The following is a 17,709-nucleotide window of genomic DNA, read 5'->3' as shown; positions in this document are numbered from 1 at the left end:
AAGAAGCGAAAAATGAGTGCCGCAGTCCAACGGAAATTATGGGGATCGCTGTTCATTTCCAATTGGGTGATTGGATTTCTTGTATTCATGGCTTTTCCCATTGCATATTCGTTCTACATGAGCTTTCACAATCTAGAAATATTGGCCACTGGATTAAAGGTGGAGTACAGAGGGCTGTCGCATTATCGGACGATTTTGTTCGAGAACGGTCGTTATCTGTATGAAGAATTGTTTCCATTCTTAAGGGAAGCGCTGATCATGATTCCGGTGATCGTCATTTTCGCACTGCTCATCGCCATCATGCTCAACCAGCGTTTTGCCGGACGAACGGCATTTCGGGTCATCTTTTTCCTGCCGGTTATTTTTACAACAGGCCAAATCATACAGGAGTTCATGAACCAGGGCGAAGGAAACATCAGCTTCCTAGACCGCTATAATGTCTCCTACTTCGTACAGGAGATCTTCCCTGAAACGTGGGCGGCGCCGATTATCTCCGTTCTTGGTTCATTCGTTCTCGTTTTATGGTATTCCGGCGTGCAGATCTTGATCTTCCTTGCAGGGCGGCAAACGATATCCAACTCGATCTATGAGGCGGCGCGAATCGATGGCGCATCCCCTTGGGAGACGTTTTGGAAAATTACGCTGCCGGAAATGACGCCATTTATTTTATTAAACATGATTTACACGGTGGTCGACTTGTTTACATTTCCAACGAACCCGATTATCACGAGAGTCAGTCAACTGGATTACGGCGTGGCGAGTGCGCTGGCATGGATTTATTTCGGCATTATTCTCGTGTTTCTCGGCATCATTTTCTTCATTTTTTCAAGAATATCCAGGCCGTCTAAAGCTTACCGATAAGGAGGTCTACACATGGCTAAACCCGAGATTGCATGGAATAAAACGAAAGCCTTGCCGCGCAGCACGCTTAAGCTGCTCAAGACCAAGGTCATTGGGCTGGAAGCAGATAAAGGTCTGATCTTTAAATGCTTCTTGTATCTCATCTTAATCAATACGGCTTATATTTACTTGAATCCGATTATTTATATGGTAACAAGCATGATCAAGGATTCCACCGACCTCGTCGATCCAGCAGTACAGTGGGTGCCGCGATCGGTATACTTCGGCATGCTGCAGGATGCATGGGATATGCTGCAGTTCCCGAAGGCATTCACAATCAGTGTGTCCATGTCACTGGTCATTGCCGTCTGTCAGACGCTGAGCTGTGCAGTGGCAGGTTATGCTTTTGCCAGATTGGATATTCCGCTCAAGAACTTTTGGTTTTTCTGCCTGCTGCTCACATTTATTGTACCGCCGCAGCTGACGATTCTGCCAAAGCTGATTGCGGCAAGTCAGTTAGGGGTTCTGCAATCGTACATTCCGATCGTTCTGCCGGCATTGTTCGGGCAAGGGGTGAAGGGGGCGCTGTTCGTCATCATCTATCGACAGTTTTTCTCCAAACAGCCGAAGGAGCTGGAAGAGGCCGCAACGATGGATGGCGCGGGTGCACTGCGCATCTTCGCGAAGGTCATGCTCCCGCTTGCTCGCCCTGCGATTGTCGTCGTCTTCCTGTTCTCCTTCGTATGGAACTGGAACGATTCCTATTCGCCGACGATCTTCCTGCACGGGTTGTCGGATCAGCCTCTCTCGGTCGGCGTATCCAGCATCACGAGCGCTATTAATGCGAGAGCGGAGGAGATCGGACCATCGATCTATGATGAACCGATGAAGATGGCCGCCTCCTTCCTTATGATCCTGCCGCCGCTTGTGCTTTATATCTTTGCACAGCGCTGGTTCGTTGAAGGGGTAGACCGTACTGGACTGGTCGAATAACGATGAAATGGGGTGCAGCTGAATGTTAGAAACGCTGCGTAGCAAATTTCTGGAACCGGATACGAAGTATTCGCCTATTCCGTTCTGGTTCTGGAACGATCAGCTAACGAAAGAAGAACTGCTCAGGCAAATTCACGACTTTCATGAAAAGGAAGTCGATGGCTTCGTGCTACATCCCCGGATCGGTATTCCGGGGAGCATGAAGTATTTGTCGGATGAATTTATGGAACTGGTGAGAGCCGCTGTACAGGAAGCCGCATCCTTGAATATGCAGGTCATCCTTTATGACGAGGGAATGTACCCGTCAGGTGCGGCGAACGGTGAAGTGGTGCGAAGTAATCCCGAATTCGCCAGCAGAGGGCTTCGGATGATGGAGCATACCGTACTTCAAGACGCTTCAGCTGAGTGGCAGCCTGCACTGGAAGACGGGGAATATCTCGTTTCCGTTCAAGCTGCCAAGAAGCGAAGTAACGGAGAGCTTGATCCCGCATCGAATCAGATCCTACGTCCTCAAAACGGTCGCGTATCCTTCGCTGCGCCGGATGCAGGGGAGTGGTCGCTTCTGGCGTTTATCGAATGCTTCTCGAAAGGAACGATTCGCGGGATTCACTACGGCCAGGATGACGGGGAACCGGATGCGCCTCGTGCGGCGGATCTGCTGAATCCGGATGCCGTCAGACGGTTCATTGAACTGACGCATGAACGCTATGAACAGCATATAGGCCAACACTTCGGCAGCACTGTCATTGCCATGTTCACGGACGAACCGGATTTGTTGGGTCGTAAGCATCGCAAAGGAATCGTTCCTTGGACCAATGGATTTTTGAACGATTTTACAGCAGCCGGAAACCGCGAGCAGGATCTACCCGCATTATGGTCGACAGTCGGACCGAATACGGAACAAATCCGTGCGAACTTCCGTAAAGCGGTTCGTACGCGAATGGAGCAGGTCTACTATAGACCTCTTTACGAATGGTGCGAGCAGCGAGGGATTGCGCTTACAGGTCATCCTGCAGGCAGCGAGGATATCGGATTGCTGAAATATTTTCATATTCCGGGACAGGACATTGTATGGCGTTGGTTAGCGCCCGAAGATGACAAAGGCATTACCGGAAAGCACAGCACGATGGGCAAGTGTTCTTCGGATGCTGCGCGGCATCGCGGACGTTCCAGAAACCTCAATGAATGCTTTGGTGTGTGCGGCAAAAATCAAAGCTGGGCACTTACAGCGGATGATATGAAATGGTATTTGGATTGGTTGTTTGTTCGTGGCGTCAACATGATTACGCCGCATGCATTTTATTATTCTATCGAGGGCAAAAGGCTGCATGAGCGAGCACCGGATGTTGGACCAAACAATATCTGGTGGCAGGATTATGCGCATTTCTCCAGGTATATCAAGCGTCTCAGCTGGGTCATGTCGGATAGTGTGAATCAAACTCAGCTGGCGGTTCTATGTCAAGCGGAACGCCTTTCTTGGCAGCTGGCAAAGCCTCTGTTCGAACAGCAAATCGAATTCAATTATTTGGAGGAAGAGCTGCTTCAGGATGAATGCGAGCTGAAAGAAGGGGAACTCTTCATTGCAGAGCAGCGGTATAACACGATTTTATTAGAAGAGGGCACCTCGTACGAATCAAAAAGCTGGGCGAAGTTGAAACAGTTTATTAGTCAAGGAGGAACGGTCATTGAGCTGTGTGCGGAGACCCCAGCAGCGGGAGACGAACATCGTCCGAATATCGGGCAATGGCGAGTAAGCTCCGAGAATGAACTCATTGAAAAACTGCGTGCTGCGCACCAGAAAATACCTGTATTTGAACCGTTGTCCCCTGGACTTCGCATGAGCCATGTTGTAAAAGATGGAGTCAGCTTCTATTTGCTTTCGAATGAAGGCGATACTGCGATCGAAGGAACACTGCTCATTCCTGAGCAGGGCTATACCGAGGTGTGGGATGCATGGAACGGAAGTGTGCGAACGGTCCCTATCGCTAAACAGAATGAGGGATTAGCGATTCAATTGAAGCTGGATCGAAGAGAGTCGCTTGTCGCAGTCGTTGATCCGAAAGGGGAAGCTATCGAATCCAATCCGACTTTGCCTCAGCTTCATTCCATCATTGAATTGAATGAAGGATGGCGTCTCGTTGATCGTTCTAAGTTCGTTTCTTTACAAACATGGACAGCGTGGGAGGGGCATGAGCATTTTTCCGGAACAGTGAGCTACGAAATCGATCTTGAGTGGATTCCAGATATTCCATACTCCGATGTCATTTTGGACTTGGGAGAAGTGCACGAGCTTGCACGTGTGTTCTTGAATGGAGAAGAGGTTGGTGTTCGAATGTGGAAGCCATATCGCCTTTCAGTTCAGGAGCAATTGCAAGTGGGATTGAACAAATTAAGAGTGAATGTGACCAATTCGCTTTCCAACCGCTACGATAAAGAAAGTCTTCCATCGGGGCTCATGGGTCCGGTGAGAATCGAATTATATCAGATGTGAATCAGCTGATTTTTTTTATAAAATAACTGCCAGCAAGGTTGTACACGGAAAGGAGTCGATGAGCCCTGAGCTATGTAAGTCCAAACCTTAGCATGTACCATCAGCATCCCCGTCAAGTGGAGGGGGTGCTGCAGACGATGATCAATCGTTATATCGGTGAGCATCCAGCTCACTCTGTTGTTTTTAGAGCCAGTTACCGGGGTGGCATCAAGAGGGACAGCGAATATCGCTACGTCTTTGATTTTAATGAGCAGTTTCCACATATGGCAGAAGGTCAAGCGGTGTATGCATGGTCGAAGCTGTGGGCAGAACGCGAGATGACGATCGGTCTTAGTTTAAGCTGCTTGGGTCCGGTCCAAGTATTCGTTAACGGCAAACCTGTCCACAGATCGAACCTTAATGATGATGTGTTTCCAGAACGTAAAGCAGGATTTCGCGTAAAGCTCGAGCAGGGATGGAATCATTTCGTTCTATGCTTTACCCATACGGCAACGGGCTGCGGTGGAAGATTCGGCACCAGTTCGATCAAGGGCATGCCGCTCCACTTCATTATGCCATCAGTGGAGAGAAGCGGACGAGAGGGCTGGCTTTTCTGTGAGCCGTGTCAACTTACTGAGCTTCAAGAGCTCCTTGTTGAAGGGCTTTCGGAAGAAGAATCCGAATTGAATTGGTACCCAAGACGGGAGTGGACGCCGGAGGAAAGAGGATTAGGTCAATTTGGCCGCAGCTTTGGATTGCATGCAGGTCGTACGGCGTATGCTTGGACGACGCTCGACAGTTTGCATGCAGATCGTCCAGGTGAGTGGTGCGGCACGCATGAAGGCTCGCTCGAGGTGTGGCTCAATGGACAGCTGGTGTATAAAGCAGAACACGCGGGGAGCTTCGCAATTCCCCTTGCACCGCGTTATGCCGAGCAGCATATTGTGATTCGCAGCAGCTGTACGGGGCAAGTATGGGGGTTTGCAACCACTTCATTATCGGACGGATACGCTTTTGAACCGCCGGTTTCCGTTCAAGGATCGAATGAATCATGGTTTTATTTAGGACCTGTCGCACAGCAGCTCGATCCAGAGGAACTTTGCCGGATGGATCGTGTATTCCCTGCAGAGGAAGGAGAGACGTATTGGAAAATCGATGAACCGGATACATGGATTCGTCCGTTCATGGAAAATGCATTGTTCGGCAAGTGGAATTATCCTTTAGGGGTAACATTATACGGGATTCTGAAATCCGGCATTGACTTGGGACGTTCAGATTACACGGATTACGTGTTGAAGCACATTGAATGCTGTACTTCCTATGATCGGTACGCTCTTTGGGATAAGGAGCAATACGGTGCAGCAGGATTGAATCACCAGCTGTCAGCGATTGATACATTGGATGATTGCGGCTCATTCGGTGCTGTCACATTAACCGCGATGAATCAAAGGCCGCTTCGCGGTGCCCGCGAAGCGGTTGATCGTGTCGCCCATTATATTTCGAACGTTCAGGACCGCCTGCCCGACGGCACCCTGTATCGGGCTCATGGAAGTACAGATTTTATGCAGGATACGATTTGGTGCGACGATCTCTATATGAGCACGCCATTTTTGACCAAATATTATGAACTGACTGGCGAGGAAACGTTTTTAAACGACGCAGCCCACCAGTTTTTGCAGTACAAAAAGTATCTTTATATGCCCGAGCAGCAAATCATGTCTCATGTATATGACATGAAATTTGATAAACAGACAGGCGTGCCGTGGGGAAGAGGGAATGGTTGGGTGCTGTTCTCGCTGACGGAGCTGCTTACGGTGATGCCGGAAACACACGAGATGCGCCAGGAGCTGATGGCGTTTTATCGGGAGCTGTGCGAAGGATTTTTGAAGCTCCAAGGGCCGAGCGGTATGTGGCATCAAGTGCTGACCGACCATGATTCGTATGCCGAGACGTCCTGTACATCGATGTTTATTTATTCTTTTGCACGTGGGGTAAGACTGGGCTGGTTGGAAGATACGCTGCCTTACGCAAAATCGTCGATGCGCGGCTGGACCGCGATTGTACGCCATGCTTTAGATAAATTCGGAAATGTGTACGGCGTCTGCAAGGGCTCAGGCTATTCATTCACTGCCAGTTATTATAAAGATCGTCTATCATGGAATTTGAATGATACACACGGAATCGGTATCGTGCTGTTGGCCGGAACAGAGCTCATGCAAATGATGGAAGGCTGACTGAACAGCGGGTAGATTCGAAGGGGGGACGAACGGTTGCAAAAGATCGCCGATGGTGAGATACAGAAGCAGGCGCGAAAAAAGCTGATCAGGCGGTATATGCAGTTCGTGAAGCCATATCGTTTCACGATTTTTATCATTGTCGCACTTGGCATGCTGCAGTTTGCAGTGCCGCTTGCAGGACCTTGGATGACGAAGATCATGATCGATGAAGTGCTCCTGGGCGTAGAAGGGTCTTGGACAATTGATAAAATCGTGATTGTATTGGGACTCATCTATTTATCAGGCATTATCATTAACTATGTCCGCAATTATATCACCGCAGATTTAGGTAATCGAATGGCGATTGATCTGAGAAGGAAGCTGTATGAGCATATTCAGACCATGTCGCAGAAGTTTTTTGATACAAGGCAGATCGGGAGTATTGTATCGCGAATACTGCACGATGTGAATGGAGCTCAAAATCTCATAGGCGGCGGCGTGATCAATTTGGTCGTTGATCTATTCTTGATCTTTTTTGCCGCCTTTATGTTATTTACATTGGATCTTGAACTAGCACTGCTATCTTTATGGCTGCTTCCACTTTATTATTTGACGTTTACCAATTTGAATGTAAGAATTCGTTTCGCATGGCGCTCGGTACATCGGCAAATGGAACGCATCTCCGGTGTTTTGGTAGAGCGAATCAGCGGTATGAAGGTTGTACAATCCTTCAACCGGGAGCAAGCGGAGCTCGGCCGCTTCAATAAGCAGGCAGAGTATCATCGAAAATATGCGATGAAGGCACATGTATTGTCCAACTTGCTCGGTTCGATCAGTCAAACCTTCAATCATATCGGCACGCTGCTGATCTGGTTTGTCGGCGGCTACGCGGTCCTCCATCAACAAATATCCGTTGGAGGACTGGTCGCCTTTCAAGCTTATCTGTCACAGTTGTATGGACCGATTCAGCGCTTTTCCCAAGTAAACGTCACCATACAAAACTCGATGTCGAATATTGAGCGAATCTTTGAAGTGTTTGATTACGAACCAGATGTACAGAATGCGCCAAGTGTGAAATCGCTTCCGAAATGCCGCGGGGAGATCGCGTTCGAGCATGTCACGTTTACTTATGTTTCCGAAAGACCTAAGCGTCCGCAAGAGACCCAAGCTGGAATCGATCCAGACATTGCGGAGACCATTAAGCCGTTCAAGAAGTTTTACTGGCTTCCTCCGAAGACGAAGCTGGATCCGCCTCCCACGGTAGAGGAGAAAAATTTAGCACTCATTGATATTTCACTTCACGCGAAAGCAGGTGAGGTCATTGCACTCGTTGGGCCTAGCGGGGCCGGCAAGTCGACACTCGTCCAATTTATTCCTCGCTTCTATGATCCTGATGAAGGACGGGTGACATTAGACGGCCGTGACCTGCGAGATTACGATGTCGCTGATCTGNACCCAGGAGCGACGCTGGAGCAGGTCGTAGCCGCAGCGAAGGCGGCGAATGCTCATGATTTTATTACGCGTTGGGAATATGGATATGATACGTTGATCGGGGAGAGGGGCCTTCGACTATCAGGAGGACAGAAGCAGAGAATCGCGATCGCACGCGCACTTCTGAAAAATCCGCAAATTCTCATATTAGATGAAGCCACTTCTGCGTTGGATGCTGAATCCGAAGCACTGGTGACCGAAGCGCTGGAGCGGCTTATGGAAGGTCGCACCACTTTCATCATTGCACACAGGCTTGCGACAGTTGTTCGTGCGGATCTGATTCTCGTCATGGATCAAGGGCGTATTGTGGAACGAGGCAGCCACCAGCAACTGCTGCAGCAAGGTGGATTATATCGGGAATTGTATGAAAAGCAGCTTAAAGCGATGCGCCCAGAGAAATTGTTAATTTGATATTGTTTTTGCTTATTGCTTTTCATAGAAATGAACAAGTACATTACTTATAATGTACTTGTTCAGATCTGGAAAAGAATAGGTGGGAGTGGCGGCGGATGAAGAATAAAGGATATCCCAAAGGAAGCTTCTATCGAAAAAGCCTGCTTGTCATTTTACTGGTTACAAGCATTCCGGGCTTGATTACAGGACTCGGAATCTATTTATTTGCGGTAGGCTCGATTGAACAAGATTTGAAAGCGCTGCACAGCAGCCAAATGCAGGAACGCGTTCACGCGGTGGATGAAACCTTTTCTTATTTTGAACTGGCACTTTCCCAGTGGGCGTCAGATCCAAGATTCGATCAAGATTTAATGCAGCAGGATCTGTCCCTTCGGTTCAAGGAAACACAGGATCTGAGTAAAGCCTTGCAGGTTCTTCAAGGTTCGCATCCGATGATCGAACAGGTCTCTCTCTATGTAGAACAGGAGGATGCTTCTTATTTATTTAATCCGGACTACAGCCAAGTGCATGATCCGAAGGTCATAGAGGAGCACAAATCGTTCATGCGACAGGGGACACCCATCGCTTGGTCTACGAAGCCCATCCAATGGAGAGGAGCTTCGCAGGATGGGCCGTCCAAAACTGAGCCGGTCATCATGCTCTCACATCTCTTAGGCAATGACGATCATCCATTTGGAGCACTGGTCGTTACACTCAAGCCGGAACATCTGCTGGATCTGTTGATGACGCTTACACCTTATCATGAGGGCACGACATTCTTAATGAATGAAGATCATAACATACTAATTTCTTCTCAGGATGGTCCAGAGGGAGAGGTATTCGAGCGATCCTTGCGAGAGGATATCCAAAAATCGGGTGAGCACAGCGGAAGTTTCGTAAAGCGTTGGAAAGGAACAGTGTACTCCGTATCATACGGTGACTTCCATCGATTGAATAAGCAGTGGACTTATGTGGCGGCAGCACCGATGACAGCGATTACCTCGCCTGTGGTATTGGCATCGAAAATTATATTGATTATTAGCGGGTGCGTCCTTCTCACGGCACTTGTCTTAGCATGGATTGCATCACATAAAATCTACTCCCCTATAGGGCGTTTAGTGCGTTTGTTAACAAGGGATGCCCCATCAGAGCTAGGAAAGCAGGGAATGGATGAGTTTAAGCTGCTTGAAAGGCAGTGGCAGCATATCACACGGGAGAGCAAGTCGCTTCAGCTGAGGCTGGAGGAGGAGATGCCCCAGGTAAAGAACGGTTTTCTCATTCAGCTGATTCAAGGGCATTTGCATGCATATACCGAGAAGGATTTGCGAGAGCGGATGAAGCATTATGGATGGCAGGTCAGTCATAAACAATTTACGATCGCCACTTTGCAGCTGACGGGCTTATCTCATTTGAAGGATCGATTTGTAGATGGAGACGAGGGTCTCGTAACCTTTGCTGCTGCGAATATTATCGATGAGCTGGCTTCCCAGCGGCTTGAACAGTACAATATTTTAAACTTTCATAACTTATCGATCGGCATTCTTATTATCACGCCTCTTGAGGAGCCGAATCATGCAGCGATACATGTCTTTGCCAGGGAGCTCACCGACGCGATCAACCGGCTTCTTAAGCTGAAGGTCACGATAACGATCAGTCGTCCAACCGTGATGGTCAGCACGCTGCCTGAGCTTTTTATGGATGTGACGCAGGCGGCGAGTTTCCGATTGTTCAAGGATGAAAATCAGATTATCGATATGGAGGAGCTGATTCCAATCGCAAAAGAAAGCGGCGGTGAATACCCTTTCCTCTTGGATCGCGAAATCACTCAGTCGATGCGGATGGGACAGCTTGAGGAGACGGAGCAGCTCATCGATCAGTTTCTTGAAGAGGTGTTTATCGGACAGAGGAAGGAGTATTTGGTACAGCAGTGTGTCCTGCAGTTGTTTGGCAGCATCCAGTATACGATTATGCAGTCGGGGATGCAGCCGGATCAGCTGTTTGGAGGAGTCAACATGTTTGATCGCCTTGCACAAATTAGGGAACCGCAGCAGTTGGCCAAATGCTTTAAGGAAGAGGTCATTCATCCATACATCGCACAAATTGAAGAGCGGTCCAATGTGCAGCTGAAGCATATGGTGGAAGTGACGATGGAGTATTTGCAGCAGCATTATATGGAGGACATTTCATTGGAAAGCTGTGCGGAAATGGTTGGCACGACCTCCTATACGCTCAGTAAGGCATTCAAACAAATTGCCGGTGTCAATTTTGTTGATTATGTAACTCAGTATCGCATGGACCGGGCGAAGGAGCTTCTCCGCACGACGGATTTGAAAATTAGTGATATTGCAACGCATGTCGGTTACCAGCACAGTTATTTCAACCGAATTTTCAAACGAAATGAAGGTGTTACGCCCGGACAATACCGAAGCAAATGGCAGGATCAGCTCGCTTAACTACTCTTTTTTGTGAATGAATTTTCGAAACTCTCGCGGTGACATGCGAGTCACCTGCTTAAACTTGCGATTGAAATGGGAGACATTAGCAAAACCGACCTGTTCAGAGATATCGATCATTTTTACATTCGTATCTCGAAGCAGCTTTTCCGCTTCACGAATACGCAGCGTATTGATGTACTCTTTGAACGTGAATCCGGTCGTGCGTTTAAATAAACGGCTCAAATAAAAAGAGCTGATATGGAACTGTTCGGCCATCAGTTCAAGACGCAGGTCGTTGCGATAATGCTCATTGCAGTAAGCGATAATTTGGGACATTCTCGAGTTCATTGGGTCTTCCTGATGCTCGGGACGATCCCTTTTTTGTTTTCGTGCAGAAAAGAGCAGCAGCTGGACAAGCAGTGACTCAAAGAAGACAGGCTGTCCATAGCCATCGGGTTGGTTGAACTCATTGTGCATTTGAAACAAAAGCCGTTCAATATAGCTTTGGTCCATGAGATTGAACTGAATTTTTTTATTAGAATGGAGGAAAGGAGCTAAAATAAGCTTCTTCTGATCCTCGTGAAAGCGGTTTAAAAAATCTGAACTAAAATAAAGGCAAAAGCGCTCATGGTCTGGGACTGTCGAATCGACACTTTTATGGATTTCGTTTTTATTGATGAACAGAATCGAGCCCTTTTGAATGGAATATCGTTTGTTTTCAATGTAGTAATAACGGTCTCCTGAAAGCAAATAATAGATTTCGTAATAGTCATGGTAATGGTATTTGGGCATAGTGTAGTAACCTTTGCGCTTTGCTGGATAAATTGCAAAACCGTCCATTTCGAAAACTCCCTTCGGTGAAGATCCGTTTGCCTATACTATACCGTTTTTGTTACCAATTGAGTAGCGGTAAAAGCTGAAAAGATGAGTTTATTAATGACAAAAAAGATCAAGTTGATTTTTATTAGGCAAGAAATGAGTAGATCATTGCACTTCGTACATGGTAAAAACGAGATGAAAGATATGATATGGGGCTTAATAAAGAAGCATGTCTTTAAAAGCTTTGAATAAAACCCAATAGACGTTGTAAATTGTTGTAGGAATGTCAAGTCACGGAGATTTTAATGGTTGGATGTCAAGAAGCAAGATAAAATGTAAACGCATTCTTGACTTGGTTAAGTTCGCGGAAGGAGCATTGGAGATGACTCTTACTCAGAAAAGGACAATTGAGGCAAGCCATAAGGAACATAGACAGCATGCACATTCGGACCAGCTCATACTGAAGTATCCGGCTTCTTGGTGGAAGGGCAAATGGAGAGAGGCACTTCCTGCTGGTAATGGCATCATAGGAGCATCGGTTTATGGTGCAATTCAAGATGAAACGATCATGCTGACCCACGGAGAGCTGTGGCATGGAGGGAAAGTAGATCCGCTGCCTGACGTCAGCCATACTTTGGCGGAGACTAGGCGTTTGATTGACGAAGGAGAATATATGCAGGCCAGCTGGAATTTGACAAATGCATTAAAGGAATCCGGCTATGCGAGCAGACTTTCCTCACCACGTCCTGCTGGGGACCTGAGGCTTTCGATGACGTTAAGAAACGCCTTTCGCGAATATGAGCGTCGTTTGAATATGGCAACGGGTGAAGTTTCCGTCACTTGGCGAGATGGTGAGGTTTCATATGAACGAACGTTGTTCGTCTCCCGTTCAGACCACATGATTGTCTATGAAATTCGTGCAGATCAACCCGTGATGGAAACAAATATTTATTTTGATATTCATCCAAGCGATAACCCAAACCAAGCCGCGAAGCTGAATCAAATTAGAGAAACCGCACAATTCAAAGCGGAAGAAGACTATATTTTCTATGCGGCAAAGAATGAGGATGGTCAAGATTACGGAGCCGTGCTGCGTGTGGTTCTGGCTAACGGCGGCGAACTTTCGGCGGCAGATGACGGAAAGCTTCGAATCAGCGGTACGGATCGAGCTCTCATCCTCGTTAAATTATTCGTGAAAAGCAGCAGAATGCTCGAATGGAATCGGTTAAAATCGGAGCTGGCTGAAGTGGATGAAGCATACGGTCAGCTTTTGGAAAAGCACAAGAAGCTTCATGGAGAACTCTATCATGCAACGTCTCTGGAATTAAGCGAAGACGAGAATGGAATCCCGAATGAGCAGCTGCTGCTGGATTCTTATGCGGGAGAAGCACCCAATGTGCTGTTTCAAAAGCTTTGGGCATTCGGGAAATACCTCTATATTTCCGCGACAAGCGAACAAGGCTTGCCCATGCCTTTATACGGGTTGTGGGGCGGAGATTACCGTTTGATGTGGTGCCATTATATGGCGAACGAGAATATTCAAATGATGAATTGGCACGCACCCGTCGGCGGGTTAACGCCGCTGATGAAAGCATTGTTTCGGCACTATCGCAGTTTGATGGATACGTTCAGCGATAATGCAAGAAAACTGTACGGCTGCAAAGGGATATTTATCCCCGCGGGCACAACGCCAGGTATGGGGGTACCCACGCAAATCGTTCCGGTCATATTGAATTGGACGGGTGCGGCAGGATGGCTTGCCAGACATTATTTCGATTATTACCTGTTCACTGGGGACCAAGAATTTCTAATTGAAGAGGCACTTCCATTCATGAGGGAAACAGCCGCCTTTTACGAGGATTTCTTAGTGGAAGACGAGCAAGGACAGATGAAAATTTATCCTTCAGTTTCTCCGGAAAATACGCCTTCCAACATGATGCCAGGTAACGGAGAGTCATTGGATCATCCGATGCCTACAACGATCAATTCAACGATGGATATCGCGATTGTGAAGGAGCTGCTCTCCAATTTGATCGAAGGAAGCCGGGCAAGCGGAGTATACCTGGAGGAAATCCCCAAGTGGGAGCGGTTGCTGAAGCGAATGCCGTCTTATGAGATGAACGAGGAGGGAGCAGTCAAAGAATGGCAGCACCCGGCGTTTCATGATCGTTACAATCATAGGCACTTGTCTCATATATATCCGATTTTTCCTGGCCAGGAGCTTGCGAGAGAGGAACTGCCGGAGCTGTTTAAAGGCTTTGAGACGGCTGTTAATAAACGGTTGATTGGAGCACAAACGGGATGGTCGCTCGCACATATGTCCTCCATTTATGCCCGGCTCGGCGATGGAGAGAAAGCGGTAGAGTCTCTCGATATTTTAGCCCGTAGCTGTTTAATTAGTAATTTCTTTACTGTCCACAACGATTGGCGCGATATGGGAGTCAGCATGAATAAAATCCAGGCGCCGGTTCAGCTGGATGCGAATCTCGGAATTACAAATGCGGTGCAGGAAATGTTAATTTATGTTTCCCCGCGTTTGGTCAAGGTGCTGCCTGCCATTCCAGATCGTTGGAAGCAAGGCAGAGCAAGCGGTTTCCACTTCTGTACGGGTAAAATCGACTTTTCTTGGAACCTTAACACAGGCCAGTTCGACGCGGTGCTTTATGCTGATCGAGCGACCGATATCACGTTGAAGCTTCCAGAACCGTTCCAATCCTATGTGCTGTCAGGCGATGATGTAGAATACCATGCTTCAACCCTTCATGATGGAACTTACCATATCCGGATGAAGCCGAAGCAGCAATTGCGCATTCACAGCAATCCGTCAGGCTCATAATTTCTATGTTTCAAACAGAAGTCCGATTTTACTAAGATTAGGGGGTGAGTGCGAACAAAACGAAGTTGAGAATGAACGACATGAACGAAAATCTTGCTTTATGAGTTGAATTTGTTTAATGAAATTATTCATAGCGGGGGGAATTGGATGAATCGTCATCGATCAATCATCAGTCTAATGTTAGCCATTTGTTTGATGTTTACGATTGCTGCATGTGGTAATGGTAATGGAAATGGGGGAGGCTCGAACAACGGAGGCAACAATCCGACGACGACGAGCGAAGGCAATAACAATGAACAACCTGCAACGAACAACGAATCAACTGGAGATGAGAAATTAACGCTTTATGTGTATTCCAACAGTGGAGACTCGGTCGAAAGCTGGAATGAGCGTTTCGGCGACTTGCTGAAGGAGAAATTCCCGAATTACACGATTGAATATATTCCGAAAACGGATGAGGTTGGTCTTTCAGAGCTGATCACTGCAGGTCAAAGAATCGATATTTTCTGGGAATCCATCGGAGGCTTCTCCACCTATTTGCTTGGCGCTGATATGCAGTATGATATGACAGAGCTGATCGAGAAGCATGGTATCGATCTGACACAGTTAGAATCGACTTCGATGGATGCGATCAGGCAAATTTCTGGCGATAACCAAATCTATGGGTTACCGGTATTCAACAACACGATGGTCATGTACTATAACAAAGATCTATTCGACAAATTTGGTGTCGATTATCCGAAGGATGGCATGACATGGACGGAAGCTGCTGAACTGTCTAAGAAGCTGACTCGTACGGAAGGCGATAAAATTTACGCCGGGTTGTCAACTTCCGAAACGCATATGCTTCTCATGAATCAGCTTTCCATTCCGTTCGTTGATCCTGAAACACAGAAGGCGACATTAGATGTAGATGAGCGTTGGAAAGATTATTATGAAACCGTTTTCGTAAAGCCGGCTGACGCATCGGGTTACAGAGAATATATGGTAGCACATGCGAATAAGCTGCCTTACCGTAAGGAATTTTTAGAAGCACAAGATTTAGCGATGTTCGGATGGTTGTCATCGATCACATTCGTTTTCCCGGAAGAGTTCTCTAAGATGAACTGGGATATGGTGGCGATGCCTACGTTTGACGACGCGCCTGGAGTGGGTACGCAAGCTTACCCGACGTATTTCAGTGTGACCAACATGGCAGAAAATAAGGATGCGGCAATGGAAGTCATTAAGTATTTAATTTCTGACGAGGTTCAGTCGAAGCTGTCTCGAATGGGTGTCATGCCGATCGTTAACAATGACAGCATCATTCAGCAGTTCGGCGAAGACAGCATGTTTAAGGGGAAAAACTTCGGGGCTGCATTCTACAATGATTTTGCTCCGATCTCTTACAAGTCTGACTTTGATAGATCTCTGGTAACTCCATACGCGAAAGCGGCACCAAGAGTCGTTTTGGAAGGCGACTTCAATACGATTTTCAGAGAGTATGCGGAAGAGTCGAATCAGAAAATTACAGATTCAGGACAATAATGTAACGAGTAGATGCCGGGACCGGTATGAAACGGATCCCGGCTCTTCTCATGAAAAAAGCGGACAAAAAAGCCGACCTCTCTGAAGAAAGGCCGGCCTTCGCATATCTGAATTAGGAGTAGAAATGCACTAAATCTTTAATATTGACCAGCTTGCCGGTGCGCATCGAAATGTTGCCGGCAATCCCTGTTAGAATGGACATGGCACCGTCTACATGTGTTGCCGTACGACCTAACGGATCTTCTGGCGGATTGCCGAATAGCTGCTCAAGCAGAATCGGGTCGGCGCCGCCGTGACCTCCGGGAGCGTTTTCAAGCGGAACTTCGTAAGGTGTTTCCCAATGCGGCTGAACGAGCAGCTGTCTCATTCTTGTCGCACCTTCATCGGTTTGTTTTCCACCGGCATTGACATAAGACTTCTCACCGATCCGAAGCTGGATTCTTCCTTTTGTACCGTTAAAGGAAACGACATGACCTTCCCAAGGGGCATAGGCGTGCAAGGAATAGTTAAGGATGGTTTTATTTTTGTAACGTACGAGAACGCTCATGGTGTCTTCTATGGATATGCCATCACCGAATACGCTTTGATCGCGTTGATAGCCATCCTCGTGCTCCGCATCGAGGTACAGTCCTTTCAGGGACTCCGATTTATCCAAATGCAGCGCGAATCGATCATTTTCCGCGTGGGGACTGCCGTACGCTCGTTGATAGAAGTTCGTGACGCCGCGCTTCTCCGCATTTTCTTTGCCGTAGAACATCAGGTCGCCCATGGCGAACACTTGCTGCGGCTCGCTGGCAATCCAGAAGTTGACGAGGTCAAAATGATGTGTCGATTTATGGACCAATAAGCCCCCGCTGTTGCGTTTATCACGATGCCAGCGACGGAAGTAGTCTGCGCCGTGTCTCGTATCGAGAAGCCATTCAAAGTTGATGTGCAATACGTCTCCGATGATCCCTTCTTGAATGAGCTCTCTGATTTTAGTGGCATGACCTGAGTAACGATAGTTGAAAGCGACACGGACATGGCGGCCAGTGCGCTCTACAGCATCAAGTATGGCTTGGCATTTTTCCTCATCGACGGTCATCGGCTTTTCCGTGATGACATCACAGCCTAACTCCAACGCTCGAATGATGTAGGTATGGTGTGTGCGGTCGACAGAGGTGACGATGACGGTATCCGGCTTTTCGTTTTGGATCATCTCGTCGAATCGGTCTGCTTTGTATGTCGGGATCGGCTTAAAATGCGAGAACTTTTCCTGCAGCCGCTGATTCGCATAATTCATTCTTGTTTGGTTCGTATCGCAAAACGCAACCAGTTCGTTGTTGTCATGGTACTTACCAACGAGTGCTTCATAGAAGAAGGCAGCGCGTCCTCCTGTCCCAACATGTGCAAAACGTTTTTTTGTCATTCGTGTATCCCTCCTTAATGAATTACAGCTAGATTAGTACAAAAAAAGTCAGTTATCTAGACATTGTTTGCTTGAATCGCATTAAACTTTACATTTCTTGTCCTTTGTTCTGAATACAATGGAACGGAAGCCTTACGAAGATGTTCAAAATTAAAAAGTCCAGCGGTATGATGTCAAGTCCCTGATTCGTGTAAATTGGAAAAAGTTTTGAGGATAACCTCCTACGAGTCAGGAAAAAAGGCATCACGAAACTAACCCAGTTGAAAATGGCAGTGATTTAC

At 47.4% G+C, this 17,709-nt stretch carries 10 protein-coding genes; 8 read left to right on the top strand and 2 right to left on the bottom strand.

Annotated elements, in window-relative coordinates; genetic code table 11:
* Positions 1-12 precede the first annotated feature (12 nt).
* From ACFPXP_RS05490 to ACFPXP_RS05465, 6 genes are all read left to right on the top strand, one after another.
* Positions 13-861, top strand: a complete 849-nt coding sequence (locus ACFPXP_RS05490) for a carbohydrate ABC transporter permease (protein ID WP_379893203.1) — start codon at positions 13-15, stop codon at positions 859-861.
* 12 nt (positions 862-873) lie between these two features.
* Complete coding sequence (locus ACFPXP_RS05485; protein WP_379893159.1) at positions 874-1,833, top strand: carbohydrate ABC transporter permease; 960 nt, start codon at positions 874-876, stop codon at positions 1,831-1,833.
* Positions 1,834-1,855: 22 nt separating this feature from the next.
* Positions 1,856-4,324 (top strand): glycosylhydrolase-like jelly roll fold domain-containing protein, encoded by a 2,469-nt coding sequence (locus ACFPXP_RS05480; RefSeq protein WP_379893157.1) that lies wholly within the window; start codon positions 1,856-1,858, stop codon positions 4,322-4,324.
* Positions 4,325-4,461: 137 nt separating this feature from the next.
* Entirely contained in the window at positions 4,462-6,537 is a 2,076-nt protein-coding gene (locus ACFPXP_RS05475; protein ID WP_379893155.1) for a glycoside hydrolase family 88/105 protein, read from the top strand.
* A 99-nt stretch (positions 6,538-6,636) separates the two neighbouring features.
* Entirely contained in the window at positions 6,637-8,421 is a 1,785-nt protein-coding gene (locus tag ACFPXP_RS05470; protein ID WP_379893202.1) for an ABC transporter ATP-binding protein, read from the top strand.
* A gap of 98 nt (positions 8,422-8,519) precedes the next feature.
* Positions 8,520-10,856 carry a helix-turn-helix domain-containing protein gene (locus ACFPXP_RS05465; RefSeq protein WP_379893153.1) on the top strand — a complete coding sequence of 779 codons (2,337 nt, stop codon included), beginning with the start codon at positions 8,520-8,522 and terminating at the stop codon, positions 10,854-10,856.
* Here the strand turns inward: ACFPXP_RS05465 and ACFPXP_RS05460 are convergent, their stop codons facing one another.
* Positions 10,857-11,678: a helix-turn-helix transcriptional regulator gene (locus tag ACFPXP_RS05460; protein ID WP_379893151.1), complete on the bottom strand. Its 822-nt coding sequence runs from the start codon at positions 11,676-11,678 to the stop codon at positions 10,857-10,859.
* A 361-nt stretch (positions 11,679-12,039) separates the two neighbouring features.
* Here ACFPXP_RS05460 and ACFPXP_RS05455 point away from each other — a divergent pair, with 361 nt between their 5' ends.
* The gene (locus ACFPXP_RS05455; protein WP_379893149.1) at positions 12,040-14,493 is read left to right on the top strand and encodes a glycosyl hydrolase family 95 catalytic domain-containing protein; all 2,454 of its coding nucleotides are present in this window, start codon (positions 12,040-12,042) and stop codon (positions 14,491-14,493) included.
* 147 nt (positions 14,494-14,640) lie between these two features.
* On the top strand, positions 14,641-16,020 hold the full coding sequence (locus ACFPXP_RS05450; protein WP_379893147.1) for an ABC transporter substrate-binding protein: 1,380 nt from the start codon (positions 14,641-14,643) through the stop codon (positions 16,018-16,020).
* Positions 16,021-16,132: 112 nt separating this feature from the next.
* On the opposite strand, the gene ACFPXP_RS05445 is transcribed toward ACFPXP_RS05450, so the two are convergent.
* The gene (locus tag ACFPXP_RS05445; RefSeq protein ID WP_379893145.1) at positions 16,133-17,428 is read right to left on the bottom strand and encodes a Gfo/Idh/MocA family protein; all 1,296 of its coding nucleotides are present in this window, start codon (positions 17,426-17,428) and stop codon (positions 16,133-16,135) included.
* Positions 17,429-17,709 lie beyond the last annotated feature (281 nt).

The organism is Marinicrinis lubricantis (assembly GCF_042658665.1).
Taxonomy (GTDB): domain Bacteria; phylum Bacillota; class Bacilli; order Paenibacillales; family KCTC-33676; genus Marinicrinis; species Marinicrinis lubricantis.
Note: the sequence above shows the minus strand (reverse complement) of the source record. Positions and strands in the feature narration are given on the sequence as shown.